16 protein-coding genes and 1 other RNA gene are annotated in these 13,362 nt (G+C 36.3%); 7 read left to right on the forward strand and 10 right to left on the reverse strand.

Annotated elements, in window-relative coordinates; genetic code table 11:
- From DCC35_RS15200 to DCC35_RS15210, 3 genes are all read right to left on the reverse strand, one after another.
- Positions 1-1,413, reverse strand: a complete 1,413-nt coding sequence (locus DCC35_RS15200) for an anthranilate synthase component I family protein (RefSeq protein ID WP_137091612.1) — start codon at positions 1,411-1,413, stop codon at positions 1-3.
- Between the two features lie 199 nt (positions 1,414-1,612).
- Positions 1,613-1,741, reverse strand: coding sequence for a 30S ribosomal protein THX (locus DCC35_RS15205; RefSeq protein WP_137091613.1), 129 nt, complete (start codon positions 1,739-1,741; stop codon positions 1,613-1,615).
- Between the two features lie 122 nt (positions 1,742-1,863).
- Positions 1,864-3,894, reverse strand: coding sequence for a M13 family metallopeptidase (locus DCC35_RS15210; RefSeq protein WP_137091614.1), 2,031 nt, complete (start codon positions 3,892-3,894; stop codon positions 1,864-1,866).
- 104 nt (positions 3,895-3,998) lie between these two features.
- On the opposite strand from DCC35_RS15210, the gene DCC35_RS15215 reads away from it, so the two are divergent.
- The gene (locus tag DCC35_RS15215) at positions 3,999-4,475 is read left to right on the forward strand and encodes a hypothetical protein (RefSeq protein WP_137091615.1); all 477 of its coding nucleotides are present in this window, start codon (positions 3,999-4,001) and stop codon (positions 4,473-4,475) included.
- A gap of 50 nt (positions 4,476-4,525) precedes the next feature.
- A complete protein-coding gene (locus tag DCC35_RS15220) occupies positions 4,526-4,774 on the forward strand; it encodes a hypothetical protein (RefSeq protein WP_137091616.1) in 249 nt (82 codons plus the stop codon).
- Positions 4,775-4,794: 20 nt separating this feature from the next.
- Here the strand turns inward: DCC35_RS15220 and DCC35_RS15225 are convergent, their stop codons facing one another.
- Both DCC35_RS15225 and DCC35_RS15230 read right to left on the reverse strand, forming a co-directional pair.
- Positions 4,795-5,265, reverse strand: a complete 471-nt coding sequence (locus DCC35_RS15225; protein ID WP_137091617.1) for a hypothetical protein — start codon at positions 5,263-5,265, stop codon at positions 4,795-4,797.
- 26 nt (positions 5,266-5,291) lie between these two features.
- On the reverse strand, positions 5,292-5,885 hold the full coding sequence (locus DCC35_RS15230; protein WP_137091618.1) for a hypothetical protein: 594 nt from the start codon (positions 5,883-5,885) through the stop codon (positions 5,292-5,294).
- Positions 5,886-6,022: 137 nt separating this feature from the next.
- Here DCC35_RS15230 and ffs point away from each other — a divergent pair.
- The 3 genes from ffs to DCC35_RS15245 all read left to right on the forward strand — a co-directional run bounded on the left by ffs (position 6,023) and on the right by DCC35_RS15245 (position 7,596).
- Positions 6,023-6,120, forward strand: an RNA gene (gene ffs, locus DCC35_RS15235) — signal recognition particle sRNA small type.
- A gap of 93 nt (positions 6,121-6,213) precedes the next feature.
- Positions 6,214-6,870, forward strand: a complete 657-nt coding sequence (gene fsa, locus DCC35_RS15240; protein WP_137091619.1) for a fructose-6-phosphate aldolase — start codon at positions 6,214-6,216, stop codon at positions 6,868-6,870.
- Positions 6,871-6,885: 15 nt separating this feature from the next.
- Positions 6,886-7,596, forward strand: coding sequence for a cell division ATP-binding protein FtsE (locus tag DCC35_RS15245; protein ID WP_137091620.1), 711 nt, complete (start codon positions 6,886-6,888; stop codon positions 7,594-7,596).
- Here the strand turns inward: DCC35_RS15245 and DCC35_RS15250 are convergent, their stop codons facing one another.
- Genes DCC35_RS15250 through DCC35_RS15260 form a run of 3 tightly spaced genes read right to left on the reverse strand, consistent with a single transcriptional unit; the run spans position 7,597 to position 9,764 of the window.
- Positions 7,597-8,655, reverse strand: coding sequence for a hypothetical protein (locus tag DCC35_RS15250; RefSeq protein WP_137091621.1), 1,059 nt, complete (start codon positions 8,653-8,655; stop codon positions 7,597-7,599).
- Positions 8,633-9,217, reverse strand: coding sequence for a hypothetical protein (locus tag DCC35_RS15255; RefSeq protein ID WP_137091622.1), 585 nt, complete (start codon positions 9,215-9,217; stop codon positions 8,633-8,635). Before DCC35_RS15255 ends, DCC35_RS15250 begins: the two co-directional genes overlap by 23 nt.
- Positions 9,207-9,764, reverse strand: coding sequence for an RNA polymerase sigma factor (locus DCC35_RS15260; RefSeq protein ID WP_137091623.1), 558 nt, complete (start codon positions 9,762-9,764; stop codon positions 9,207-9,209). Before DCC35_RS15260 ends, DCC35_RS15255 begins: the two co-directional genes overlap by 11 nt.
- Before the next feature lie 174 nt (positions 9,765-9,938).
- Between DCC35_RS15260 and DCC35_RS15265 the strand changes: the two genes are divergently transcribed.
- Together DCC35_RS15265 and DCC35_RS15270 are read left to right on the forward strand one after the other, a co-directional pair.
- Positions 9,939-10,490, forward strand: a complete 552-nt coding sequence (locus DCC35_RS15265) for an inorganic diphosphatase (RefSeq protein WP_137091624.1) — start codon at positions 9,939-9,941, stop codon at positions 10,488-10,490.
- A gap of 81 nt (positions 10,491-10,571) precedes the next feature.
- A complete protein-coding gene (locus tag DCC35_RS15270) occupies positions 10,572-11,111 on the forward strand; it encodes a hypothetical protein (protein ID WP_137091625.1) in 540 nt (179 codons plus the stop codon).
- 83 nt (positions 11,112-11,194) lie between these two features.
- On the opposite strand, the gene DCC35_RS15275 is transcribed toward DCC35_RS15270, so the two are convergent.
- Both DCC35_RS15275 and DCC35_RS15280 read right to left on the reverse strand, forming a co-directional pair.
- Complete coding sequence (locus DCC35_RS15275) at positions 11,195-11,926, reverse strand: tetratricopeptide repeat protein (RefSeq protein WP_137091626.1); 732 nt, start codon at positions 11,924-11,926, stop codon at positions 11,195-11,197.
- A complete protein-coding gene (locus DCC35_RS15280; RefSeq protein ID WP_137091627.1) occupies positions 11,923-13,350 on the reverse strand; it encodes a CCA tRNA nucleotidyltransferase in 1,428 nt (475 codons plus the stop codon). The genes DCC35_RS15275 and DCC35_RS15280 overlap by 4 nt, the downstream gene beginning before the upstream one ends.
- Positions 13,351-13,362: the final 12 nt, after the last annotated feature.

Below are 13,362 nucleotides of genomic sequence, written 5' to 3' on the forward strand. Positions count from 1 at the left end.
TTAATATCTTTTATTAATTTCTTCCGCATCCGTAATTGCCTGGCGCAAGGCTGCTACCTTGTTATTTACTTCCTGCAATTCGCTTTCTATTTCTGATTTTGCCACCACTCCGGCACCTGCCTGAAAATAGAGCTTATTTTGTTTACTCAGAAAAGACCTGATCATAATCGCATGGTTGAAATCACCGTTAAAACCAAGGTAGCCAATTGCCCCTCCATAGTAACTTCTGGCTGTCGGTTCGAGCGAATCGATCAACGACATCGCTTTATATTTCGGAGCTCCGGATAAAGTCCCTGCAGGGAAAGTATCTGCTACTAACCTGATCGGGCTTGCCGAACCATTGAGCTTCCCGGTAACTTTAGAAACAAGGTGTATTACGTGAGAATAAAACTGAACTTCCTTATACGTTTCAACTTCCACTGATTTAGCAGAACGACTCAGATCGTTTCTCGCCAGATCAACCAGCATTAAATGTTCAGAGTTTTCTTTAGGATCTTCAAGTAGTCTTTCCGCCAGTTGAGCATCAGTTTTATCATTCCCGGTTCTTTTAAAAGTTCCTGCTATCGGGTAAATACCAGCCTGTCCTTCATTAATTACCAGTTGTGCTTCCGGTGAAGACCCGAATATCTTGTAGCTACCATAATCAAAGTAAAATAGATAAGGAGATGGATTGATAGATCTTAGTGCCCTGTAAACATTAAATTCATCACCGTTAAACCCAATATTAAATCTACGGCTCAATACAATTTGAAAGACATCTCCATTAAAACAGGCTTGCTGTCCTTTGTCTAAAATTTCAAGAAAATCTTTTTCATCAATATTGGCTTGCTCATTTTCAGATACTGAGAAGGTATATCCCGGGTAATTTTTATTGTCGATCAAAGACATCAATTCCTGCTCAGTCATTCCTTCATCTTCACTTAAATGATGAGAAATCAGAAAGCAAGCATTTTTAAAATGATCGATTACCAGAATATAACGGTAAACAGAGTACCTAATTTCAGGAATATGGTTTTCATCATCCTTTTGCTGTAGATCCAGATCTTCGAAATATTGAACTGCATCATATCCCATGTATCCGAATAAACCATTCACTGCGAAAGGTAGATCCAGATCACTTCCTTCAAATGATCGTGCAAACTCAGTAAGCTTATCAACGACATTTGATCTGTCAACCTTTTCAGTCACCGGATTTTCACCAGGCATTTCCAGGGTTAACTCACCTTTGTCTACAATAAAAGATGCTATCGGATCAAAACAGATATAAGAATAACTATTCTCATGACCATGGTAATCTGAACTTTCCAGTAGCAGAGTGCCCGGGAATTTATCTCTTAGTTTTAAGTAAAGGTTTACTGGTGTGATCGTATCAGCCAGAAAGCGCTTTACCGTTGATTTAAACCTGTATTTCATACTTTTTTATTGAGTTTAGACCAAAAAAAAAGCTTGCCGGAACCGACAAGCTTTTTAAGATTATTAATTATATCTTTTTATACATAACGGTCCCGTGTTCATCTGTCGATGTACCACCAGTACCATGCATTATGTATATTAATTTTCATCATTTGAAACAAATGTAATCCTTCATATCAATTTGTCAAACAATTTTACATCATTTTTTTTGGGCTGAGGCTCTTACCTCTTTTTTCGTTTCGGCATTTTTCTGTTTTCTGGGTCTGTTCACACCATATGAACCTCTCCAGATTTTACCTTTTCTTGTCTTTTTATCTCCTTTTCCCATAATTATTAATTTTGAGTTAACAGATAATACAACTGAATTAAAAATAAAAAATATCGCCTAAAATAAAAAAAGCAGTTACTGTGATCTTTAGTAACTGCCTTCTCTTAAATACTTATTAACTCTTACCAGATCTTCACTCTTTTTTCTTCCGGAAGATACATATCATCACCTTCTTCAACATTAAACGCAGCATAGAAAGCATCAATGTTTTTTAACGGACCATTTGCACGGTACATTCCCGGAGAATGAGAATCCGTTTGTATAAGGTTTCTTAACGTTTCATCTCTGTATTTGATTCTCCATACAGTTGCCCATGACATAAAGAATCGCTGTTCAGCTGTAAATCCTGCAATTGGTTCAGGCTTACTGGTTGCTTCATAATGATTCATTAACCCATCATAAGCTACTGAAAGACCACATAGGTCACCGATATTTTCTCCAAGAGTCAGCTTTCCATTTACATTTACTGCCGGAAGTGGTTCATACTGATCAAATTGTTTGATCAACATAGCTGATTTTGATTCAAATTGTTCAGCATCTGTTTCACTCCACCAGTTTTTCATATTTCCTTCTGAATCAAATCTCGATCCGTTATCATCAAAACCGTGAGACACTTCATGACCAATTACTGCACCAATACCACCATAATTTACTGCATCATCAGCTTTAAAATCAAAGAAAGGAGGTTGTAAAATTGCTGCAGGGAAAACGATTTCATTGTTTAAAGGACTATAGTAAGCATTAACAGTCTGAGGAGTCATGCCCCATTCTTTTTTATCTACCGGCTGACCTACTTTTTCAATATCTTTTTTGAAATTCCACTCCCTTGCATTGATCATATTTTCAACTAGGCTGGTTTCAACGATATTAAGGTCGCTATAATCTTTCCATTCATCCGGATAACCAATCTTAACTGTGATAGTACTCAATTTCTCTAAAGCTTTAGTTTTAGTTGAGTCTGTCATCCAATCAAGGGCTTCGATTCTATCACCGAATGCTGAAAGAACGTTTTTAACCATTTTATCAGCTGTTTCCTTTGCTTCAGGAGGAAAAGCTTCAGCAACGTACAATTTACCAACAGCTTCACCGGCAACCCCGTTTACCATAGAAAGAACTCTCTTCCATCTAGGTCTCATTTCTTCAGTTCCCCTTAGTTTTTTACCGTAAAAAGCAAAATTTTGAGAAACTAAATCATTACTAAGGTAATTGGCATAATCATTTATTAGATGCCATTTCAAGTAAGCTTTCCAGGCTTCAGAATCATAATTAGAAACAACAACATCCACGCCCTGGAAAAATTCAGGGACAGAAACGATTATACTATCAAGATCTGCAAGACCGATTCCTGCAAAATATTCACTCCAATTAAACTCATCATTTAACTCTGCCACATTCCCAACTGCATATTTATTGTACAGAGCAGGAATATTTCTCATCTCAACCCTTGTTCTTGAAGAATCAGCTAATAGAGTTTCTATCTCCATTACCTTTTTCGCCTGAGAAGAAGCTATTTCCAGATCTTCACCAGCCAGGACGAGCATTTTTTCTACGTGCTTAACATATTCCTCTCTAATAGATTGAGAAACTGAATCTTCTTTAAAATAATAATCTCTGTCAGGCAGACCCAAACCAGATTGCCATAGGTAAGCAGCATTAACTTTACTATTCTTAAGATCAGCAAGAACACCAAAACCAAAGAATACGCTACCACCTCTTTTATGATCCTGAATCACATACTCCTGAAGAGATACTTTATCAGAAATGTCATTTATCTGATCAAAGTAAGGAGCTAACGGTTTAATTCCTACATTTTCTGCAAGACTTGAATCCATACCAACATTGTAAAAAAGTCCTGCTTTGTATTCATCAGAGCCTTCTTTCAACTCTCCGCTTTCAAGTGCATTTTCGAGAACCTCTCTTACAGTTGTTGTACTTTTTTCTCTTAATTCGTTAAAGCTCCCCCATCTTCCCTGATCTCCAGGAATTTCAGTTTCATCTACCCAGGTACCATTTACATACCTGAAAAAATCATCCTGTGCTCTAACTGTTGTATCCATTAATGAAACATCAATGGCCTTATTAGAAGAATTTTCTTCATTAGTCTGACATCCCATTATACCGGCTGCCAACAGAAGTAAATAAATTTTTTTCATGTTATATGATCGAATTTTTAAACTTCAAACTTAACAATATGGTTGATTATCTGGTTAATAAATTTGATAAATGGTAATTTTTAAGTGTAGAAAACAAATTAATTATGGCCAGACCTAATAAATCGTTGATAAATGCCTTGAGAAAGGCCGCGGAGAAATTGAATGAAAGTGATAAATATCAATGGGGGCACATGGGAAGCTGCAATTGTGGATTTCTGGCTCAGGAAATCACTAATTTAAATAAAGGCGAAATACATACTTATGCGATGCAAAAATATGGTGACTGGACTGAGCAAGCCATGGACTATTGCACAGATAGCAAACAACCGTTTGACCTGATTATCAACACAATGGTAAATGAAGGGCTCACTATTGAAGACCTGATCGAGCTCGAAAGGTTAAAAAACAAAGAAGTGCTTAAAAGAATTCCGAACAAGGATTATCTGAGACACAACAAAAAAGATGATGTAGTAAAATACATGAATGCCTGGGCTGATCTACTGGAAGAAAAGCTATTGGAAAAAGAAAGTAGAAAAAATTCTAAAGTTGAAATAGAAATATCTGAACCTGTATTCGCCTAAAAGATCGTCAAATTATATAGAACTTAAACTGCTCATGATTAATTTTGAGCATGAAAAAATCTATTGTAGTATTTGATTACTTTAAAAAAGAATTTCCCGAAGGATTTATTTTATTACAAATCAATCCTCACGATCTGTCCGGAACTGAATTAATGGTTTCTTCTGAGGGAAATATGAAAAAAGAAGAAAGAGAATTTGACGAAGAGATATATGAAGATCTTAAAGAAGATGGGTTTGAAAAAGGTAATCCGTTAGAATTTAATCTTTACCTGGAGAAATATAAAAAGGCCGACAAATAATCATCGGCCTTTCTTTATATCTATACATTTAAAATCTCGAAAATACTATTAGGTAGTTCAGCTGCTGCAAAAAAGAGCCCAAGACCAAACACTTTATGTGCAGGATTTAATCTTAAAAAAGCATTAGGAATTGTACTTACCGAAAGACCGGCATATACTATAGCAAAAACGAAGATCAATATGGTCGAAAGCACACCCGTGGTCAAATAGATCAGACCTCCGAATAATATACTTAGTATGATCGAAGCAATCATCGCTTTATTAATCCCGACTTTACTAACTAATAAAGAAACAGGATAACAGACTAATGCTGAAAAGGCGATTACAATTCCGGTTTTAGTGGCTGCACTCAGATCGATAAATGATATTAAATTAAACTCAGAGATCAGTCCGGGTAATACATTAAAGAAGAAATTAGTAGCTATTCCAAAGATCAATCCCAGTACAAAAACCAACAGGGGCTGACTCTCTTTATTCTTGGCATTCTTCACTTTTAAATTCGTTTTTCGGGAAGAATTTAAATTAGAAAATTGCTTTTGAAGATAGAAACCTGTTCCAAATACCAATACTCCCCCACAGCAAATGTTAACGGGCCACCAAAGAATTCAAGTAATTGTATAATCACCGGTTCCACTGCCTGAGCGAGCTGGATCAATACAATAAATAATGCCATAACTTGTGGATACTTCTTTTCCGGAACGAACATTTCGAATGTGGAAAATGCCGGACTATGAAATACATTCATTAAAATTAACCAAAAGACAATCAGAATAGGAACGAGAAAGCGCCACCATCCATCCGGCTGAAAGAAGACCGTGAAAGCTACAGACATAAAAACCATTGTAACCAGGTTTATCCCCGCCTTGATAATCGGTAACTTTTCCTTTCTCTTTAACCAGATCTTATCTGCAAAAATACCTGCTGCAGGTGGAGTTATTAATAATATAATTGCCTGAATTATTAAAAATTCCCTGGTAATAGATGAAAAACCAAAAATATCCAGTACCACAGGTTGGTATTTGTGATAAGCTATCCAGCTAATTAAAATTGCTATATCTAAAAATATTAACGCCCAGATTTGAGGCCATTTGATAGAAAAAGTTCGAGCCATAATTTAAAAAATTGATCAATTTGTTAACAATACAAAAAACCGGATGAAAAGGTTGCCTGATATTCAGCTAATTATAAAAAAAGTTTCAAAAAAGGAGTTAAAACTGTGGAAAATTAACCGATTTTTCTACCTTTGCATCCGCGAGTCGGCACGACCAGCTCCCGTCGAATTCCCCCAGGGCAGGAATGCAGCAAGGGTAGACGGTCGTAGCGGTGCGATGTCGGCTCGCCTTTTTTTATCCCTCTCAAAATTCTTATCCTTTTAATTCCTTTTGTCTTACCTAATAAAGATTTAGTTTTGCAGCAAAATTCAAACTAATATCTGCAACATGAAATTCTTTATTGATACCGCCAACCTGGCAGAAATCGAAGAAGCACACGACCTCGGAGTTCTTGATGGAGTAACCACTAACCCTTCACTTATGGCTAAGGAAGGAATCACAGGTGAAGAAAATGTGAGAAATCACTATAAGGCCATCTGTGATATCGTTGATAACAACGTTAGTGCTGAAGTAATCGCAACTGACTTTGACAACATTATTAAAGAAGGAAAAGAGCTTGCAAAGATCGATGATAAGATCGTTGTAAAGGTTCCTATGATCAAAGAAGGTGTAAAAGCAATCAAATGGTTTTCTTCTGAAGGCATCAGAACTAACTGTACATTGATTTTCAGTCCGGGACAGGCACTTTTAGCTGCTAAAGCTGGAGCAAGCTACGTTTCTCCATTTATTGGAAGACTTGACGATATTTCAACTGATGGTCTGGAACTTATTGATCAAATTGTACATATTTACGGAAACTACGGTTATGAAACTGAAGTTTTAGCAGCATCAGTAAGACACACGATGCACTTGATCAAATGTGCTGAAATTGGCGCTGACGTTGCTACTTGTCCACTAAAAGTGATTACTGGTTTATTAAACCATCCTTTAACTGACAGCGGACTAGAGAAGTTTCTTGCAGACCACAAAAAAGCAAACGGATAATTTAATTTAGCAGCTATGACTTTCTCCTCTGATCCTTTAGTAAAAGTAGAAAACCTTACTATTTTCCAGTCCGGGATTCCAATCCTTACAGATATTAATTTCGAGTTGGAAAAAGGAGAATTCGCTTTTCTTGTAGGAAGAACTGGTTCAGGAAAAAGTTCATTACTGAAAACATTATATGCTGACCTGCCACTAAAACAAGGGAATGTTGAAGTGGCAGGTTTTAATCTTAAAAACCTCAGCTCATCTAAAGTACCATACCTTAGAAGAAAACTTGGAATCGTCTTCCAGGACTTTCAGCTATTTGATGACAGAACTGTAGCCGAAAATCTTCAGTTTGTTATGAAAGCTACGGGATGGACTGAAAGTTCTAAGATTAAAAACAGAATGACTGACGTTCTTATGCAGGTGGGCTTGGGATCTATTCCTCAAAAATACCCACATCAATTAAGTGGTGGAGAACAGCAACGGGTGGCAATAGCCAGGGCGTTAATTAATGAACCTGCAATGCTAGTAGCTGATGAGCCTACAGGAAATCTGGATCCGGAAGTATCTGAAGGCATCTTTAAGTTATTCCAGGATATAAACAGATCCGGCACTGCTATATTAATGGCTACGCACGACCACAACCTGGTAAAAAAACACCCTGCCAGAATCCTCAAGTGTGAGACCGGCAAGGTGATTGATTCTTCAAAAGAAGATATTGAACTCAATAGTAGTTTTTAATTACTTTAAAGTCACATTCGAAAACTGACCATCAATTGACAGTTTTTTACCTGACCCTCCATTCCTTCGGTATGTAGCGGAAGTAGACTTCTCATTAACAGTTTGGAAAGTAAAACCTGAAGGGTAAGATACTTTTCCATGGCTCACATCAATTTCCATCGTCCAGGCGTTTAAATTTTCAAAATGAAATGTTGGAGAAGAAAACTGAACGTCTAGTTCTATATTACTAACTGATCCAGAGACTTTATCAACCTTAAAAGAACCTGTGTGTTGAACATCCAGAGAAAGACTTTTAGTTAAAGTTCCAATGGAAAACTTGCTGAACTGCACATCCCCTTCTATACTACCAAGCTTATCCGAATGAAACTTACCGTGTTGTAATTCGATTTCAACTGAGGATACTTCTCCAAAACTGATATTAGAGTGCTGACTTTCCAATTCAACATTATTGGCCTTTTCAATGGTTACATTTCCACAATGCTGTATTTCTACTTCTGCGTTTGATAACTCTTCAATATCAAGGTCACCAAACTGAAGCTCGATCGTGGACCCTTCGCCGGTAACTTTGCCAAGCATTGCATTGCCATGTTGATGTGACACATCTAATTTTCCTTTAAGATCTCCGATCACCAATGTACCAAACTGATGACGGACGGACATGGGTTGTGAAGAGGGTACTTTTACTTCATAATTAATCTCAAACTTTTCGTTTTTTGAAGTATTCATGTTACCATTCATATCAGTCTTAGCTCCAACTTCACTTGAATTATCGCTTCCTGTAAATTCGACAGATATTCTTTCCAGAAGTCGATCGGCTCTGTCGTCATTTCTGGCTTCTACTATCACCTCGACATCAATTTTGACATAGTTTTGATTCCATGGTACAATATTCACCTTACCGAATTTATTTTTGACAGTTACTAAAGTCGAATTGTTGACTTTAAATTGCTTGTTAAACTTTTTCTCTTTTCTAACATCAGCCTTGCTATCAGCAATAATTGAAAAAGCTGATATCAGCATGATCAGAAAGAAAATATTAACTGTTTTTATGTTTTTCATCGTTCTCATTTTCGTAGTTTTTGTAATTTTCAAGAATTAATAGTTGTTCATTGAGCAAATCGATCTGCAGTTTTAAATTTTTAACTAAAGCCTGGATAAGCATTTCATTTCCCGGGTTAGCCTCCAGGTCAGCTTTTAATTTTCTATAATTTTTCAATAGGGATTCGATCTCCTGATCATATGCTTCACTAACAGATTTAGGAGCATCCATTTGATCTATTTCCTTTTTCCTTTCAGAAATTAATTGGAAATAATATGTTTCAGTACTGACAGGATCAAAAGAAATCTCTTTATTCTGATCAGGAATATTATATGATTCGACAGTCAATTGTGGTTGAGCTTCATTATTTCTTACGAACATCACTGTGATCAATCCTATGGTACAAACCATAAATATCACAGCAGCAGCTTTCCACCAGTTAAATCTGCTTTCGCTTTTATCGGAAACTTCACCTTTGAGTTCAGATTCAATCCCTGACCACAAATCTTTAGAAGGTTCAAGATCGTCGAACTCCTGTCTGTGATTGTTAAAATATTCTTTTAATTTATCTTTATCTTCCATCGCTTTGATGATTTAATATCGATTCTTTTAATTTCTTCTTACCACGCATATATTGGGTTTTAGAAGTATTCGGGCTGATTCCAAGAATTTCTCCAATCTCATTGTGATCATACCCTTCCATTAAATAGAGTGAAAGAACCACCCGGAAGCCATCAGGTAATTTCTCAAGGCATTTTTTTACGCTTTCTACATCTACCTCACTCAAATATCCTTCCTCAGATTCGTAATCAGGTTTATCACCTATCTGTTCATCCCCGACAAATTCTATTTTACTTTTTTTCAAAACCTGTAAAGATTCATTCACTACAATTCTTTTTAGCCAGGCTCCAAACCTTGAGCGTCCCTCAAAGGCATATAGATTATTGAAAGCCTTAATAAAAGAATCCTGAACAACATCTTCAGCAGCTTGCTTTTCACCCACAATCCGAAAAGCTGTATTTAACATAGCTTTCGAATAAAGCTTATATAATTCATACTGAGCTTTCCTGTCTCCTTCCCTGCATTGATCAATCAGGCTAAAATGTATTTCGTGATTTGCGGATACCAATTTTTTAAACTTTCACAATAAAGATTCAACTAAATATCAAGGGTTGCATTTTCTATATAAAGATTGCAAAAAATTAAAAAAAACTAACTGTAGGTTGAATTTATAATCAAATATCAAGGTGTTTAACAACGATTAATTTAATTTTGTCCTCCTTTTATAAAACTAAATAATACTATGTTAAATCCTTGGCATGATGTAGATCCGGGAGCAGGAGCGCCGGAGCAAGTAAACGGAATTATCGAAATACCTAAAAATAGCAGAGCAAAGTACGAACTGGATAAAGAGTCTGGTTTATTGATATTAGATAGAGTCCTTTATTCTAATGTTTATTATCCTGCAAACTATGGTTTTATTCCTAAGACCTATTGTGATGATGATGATCCATTAGATATCCTTGTCTTTTCACAGATTGAAATTGTTCCTATGTGTATCACTCCGGCTAAAGTAATTGGAGTAATGAGAATGCTTGACAATGGTGAAGCTGACGATAAGATCATCGCCGTTGCTGATCAGGATATGAGTGTAAACCACCTTAAAGACATAGGTGATCTACCGGAGCATATGTTAAGGGAAATGAGAGCATTCTTCGAGGATTACAAAAAACTTGAACACAAAGAAGTGGTTGTTGAAGAATTTCAGAACAGGGAGACAGCTCTGGAAATCATCAACCAGGCCTTTGAAGATTACAATAAAAAATTCGGTAAGGACAATAAAATTCTTCCGTAAATATTGAATTCAAGATCAAACCTTACTTTATATCAATATTTACTTTTGATAAACTCGAAACTTATTTTTTAAATTATACATTTGATCAAAAATCACACGAATCATGAAAAATTATTATTAACATTTTTTGCTGTAGTAGCATTATCATTTGCTTCAAATGCCCAAGGTTGGGGACCTGATAACGGAACCACTCAATTAAGTGTTGGGGTAGGAACAAGCGGATGGGGAGTTCCTGTATTTGCTGATGTTCAATTTGGTGTTTCAGAATTTATTACTGTTGGACCAAGAGCTTCATACTCAAGTAAAACTTACAGAAGCCAGGGATTTAAATATAATGCTTCTGTATTTACTTTGGCTGCGGTTGGTAATTATCACTATTCAAGACACTTAAATATTCCCAGAGAATTGGATCTTTATGGTGGACTTGAGCTAGGATATGCTGTATGGAACAACGATTGGGACGATGATTTTGGTCCTTATTATGGTGAAACTTCAACAATTTATCTTGGACTAAGAGCAGGGGTGAAATACTTCTTCAATCCTAACATAGCTGCCATGTTAGAAGTTGGTGGAGGAACGGGTACTTCTGGTGCTTTAATTGGTGTTACATTTGGCTTATAATAAGCAGATTATCATAATATAAAAAAAGGCCGGAAGAAATCAGATCTTCCGGCCTTTTTTATATTAGAGAATTTATATTAATCTTATTTAAGCTTATCCAAAGCTGATTGAGCAGCTGAAAAATCAGGATTCAGTTTCAATGACATGTTATAATATTCTTTAGCCTTATCCTTATCTCCTGAGTTTTCAAATCGCAAGCCCTGCAAATATCTCACTGCTGTTTCCATTGTTACTTGCTGAGTACCTCCGTTTCCATCACTAATCTCCAAAATTCTATCTTTAAAATTATCAACAAGTGTTGAGGCATTAGTATCAAACTCCTCATATCTTTTTAGATCCAGATTTAAAGTTGCCACTTTATACAGAGTAACAGGATCATTATTCTTCAAATATAAAGTTTCATACCTTGTCACTGCCTGATCCAGTACCCCGAGGTTTTCATAACTTAAAGCTGAAATTTCCAATGCCATTTCATCTTCAGGCAGCACTTGTAAAACATCCTTGGTTACAAGAGCCGCTGACACATAGTTTCTTTCCTCAATATACATTAAAGCTAATGTATCTAATAGATTAATATTATTCGGATTGATTGCGATCAATTGATAAATGGCATCTTTTTGTGCATTTCTATCATTGTATCTTTTCGCTAGCTGATATTTAGAAGCTGCTACCTGAGTAAAGGCCATGCCCATTTGCTGCATTTGTTGTTGTGCAGCTTTTTGCTCAGGTGTCATTGCTCGTTTCGTAGAATCCTGCTGCGCATCCATTGTGAAAAATAACCCTGCAAGTAAAATTAAAATAAAAAGTTTCTTCATGATTTTTGTTTTTGTTTTAGTCCTAGTCTGTTTCCTATTTCTATCATAAGAGGGTAGGTATCTTCATAATTATTAGAAACAGTCCCCTCCAGTACCGCCTCTCTTATTTCGTCTTTTATTTCTCCTATAACCTTTGAAGGTTTAATATCAAAAGTCTTCATTATATCCTCCCCTGTTATTGAAAGTTGAAAATTCCGAAGGTGGTCCTTTTCCTCAACTTCCTTCATTTTCTTTTCAACTTTTTCAAAATTCTTAAGGTACCGCTTTACTCTTTCGTGGTTTTTTGATGTTATATCAGCTTTACAAAGCATCATCAATTCATCGATATGCTCTCCGGCCTCAAAAAGAACCCGCCTGACTGCACTATCTGTAACAGTATCTTTTACCAGGGCTATTGGTCTTAAATGAAGCTTGACAAGCTTTTGAACCATCTTCATTTTCTCATTTAAGGGAAGCTTCAATCTTCTGAAAATCCCCGGAACCATTCTTGCGCCTTTGTCTTCGTGTCCATGAAAGGTCCATCCAACTTTAGGATTAAACCTTTTGGTTGGTGGCTTGGCAATATCATGCAAGATCGCAGCCCATCTAAGCCATAGGTCATCTGAGACTTCTGCTACATTATCAAGCACTTCCAAAGTGTGGTAAAAATTATCCTTATGCGATTGTCCTTTTCTTTTCTCCACTCCGTGCAGATCGACCATCTCCGGAAAGAAATGATTTAATAAGCCTGCCTGGAAAAGTAACTTAAACCCATAAGAAGGCTTTGGTGATAATATAATCTTATTGAGTTCATCTACGATCCTTTCTTTGCTGACAATCTCTATCCGGCCGGCATTTTGCATTATTGACTCAAAAGTATCCGGCTCAATATCAAAATTTAATTGAGAAGCAAAGCGAATGGCCCTCATCATTCTTAAAGGATCATCAGAAAAAGTAATATCAGGATCAAGAGGCGTTCGAATTAATTTTCTACGTAAATCCTTTACCCCACCAAAAGGATCAACTAATTCACCGAAATTATCTTCGTTTAAACTTAAAGCCAGTGCATTAATTGTAAAATCTCTTCTGTTCTGATCATCTTCAAGAGTTCCATCTTCTACTACAGGCTTTCTACTGTTCTTGCGATAAGACTCTTTCCTGGCTCCCACGAATTCTAATTCATAGTCGCCTGAATTAATCATTGCAGTTCCGAAATTTTTAAAGTAGTTCACCTGGTTTTTGCCCGGAAGTTTTCCTGCTACAACTTTTGCAAGTTCTATGCCACTTCCGACACAAACAAAATCGATATCTTTAGAAGGGCGTTTAAGTATAAGGTCTCTAACGTATCCTCCCACACAATAAACATCGACTTTACATTCTCTGGCAGCCTCACTGACTATCTTAAATACGGGTATATCTTCTAAATGTGCTCTTAAATCAACCATTCAATTATATCA

Source organism: Mangrovivirga cuniculi (genome assembly GCF_005166025.1).
GTDB classification, from domain to species: Bacteria; Bacteroidota; Bacteroidia; order Cytophagales; family Cyclobacteriaceae; genus Mangrovivirga; species Mangrovivirga cuniculi.

Coding starts and splice junctions, on each gene's coding strand:
- DCC35_RS15255 (WP_137091622.1), bottom strand. CDS start 9,217: ATGGAAGATAAAGATAAATTAAAAGAATATTTTAACAATCACAGACAG.
- DCC35_RS15280 (WP_137091627.1), bottom strand. CDS start 13,350: ATGGTTGATTTAAGAGCACATTTAGAAGATATACCCGTATTTAAGATA.
- DCC35_RS15245 (WP_137091620.1), top strand. CDS start 6,886: ATGACTTTCTCCTCTGATCCTTTAGTAAAAGTAGAAAACCTTACTATT.
- DCC35_RS15205 (WP_137091613.1), bottom strand. CDS start 1,741: ATGGGAAAAGGAGATAAAAAGACAAGAAAAGGTAAAATCTGGAGAGGT.
- DCC35_RS15220 (WP_137091616.1), top strand. CDS start 4,526: ATGAAAAAATCTATTGTAGTATTTGATTACTTTAAAAAAGAATTTCCC.
- DCC35_RS15265 (WP_137091624.1), top strand. CDS start 9,939: ATGTTAAATCCTTGGCATGATGTAGATCCGGGAGCAGGAGCGCCGGAG.
- fsa (WP_137091619.1), top strand. CDS start 6,214: ATGAAATTCTTTATTGATACCGCCAACCTGGCAGAAATCGAAGAAGCA.
- DCC35_RS15215 (WP_137091615.1), top strand. CDS start 3,999: ATGGCCAGACCTAATAAATCGTTGATAAATGCCTTGAGAAAGGCCGCG.
- DCC35_RS15250 (WP_137091621.1), bottom strand. CDS start 8,655: ATGAAAAACATAAAAACAGTTAATATTTTCTTTCTGATCATGCTGATA.
- DCC35_RS15230 (WP_137091618.1), bottom strand. CDS start 5,885: ATGGCTCGAACTTTTTCTATCAAATGGCCTCAAATCTGGGCGTTAATA.
- DCC35_RS15210 (WP_137091614.1), bottom strand. CDS start 3,894: ATGAAAAAAATTTATTTACTTCTGTTGGCAGCCGGTATAATGGGATGT.
- DCC35_RS15200 (WP_137091612.1), bottom strand. CDS start 1,413: ATGAAATACAGGTTTAAATCAACGGTAAAGCGCTTTCTGGCTGATACG.
- DCC35_RS15275 (WP_137091626.1), bottom strand. CDS start 11,926: ATGAAGAAACTTTTTATTTTAATTTTACTTGCAGGGTTATTTTTCACA.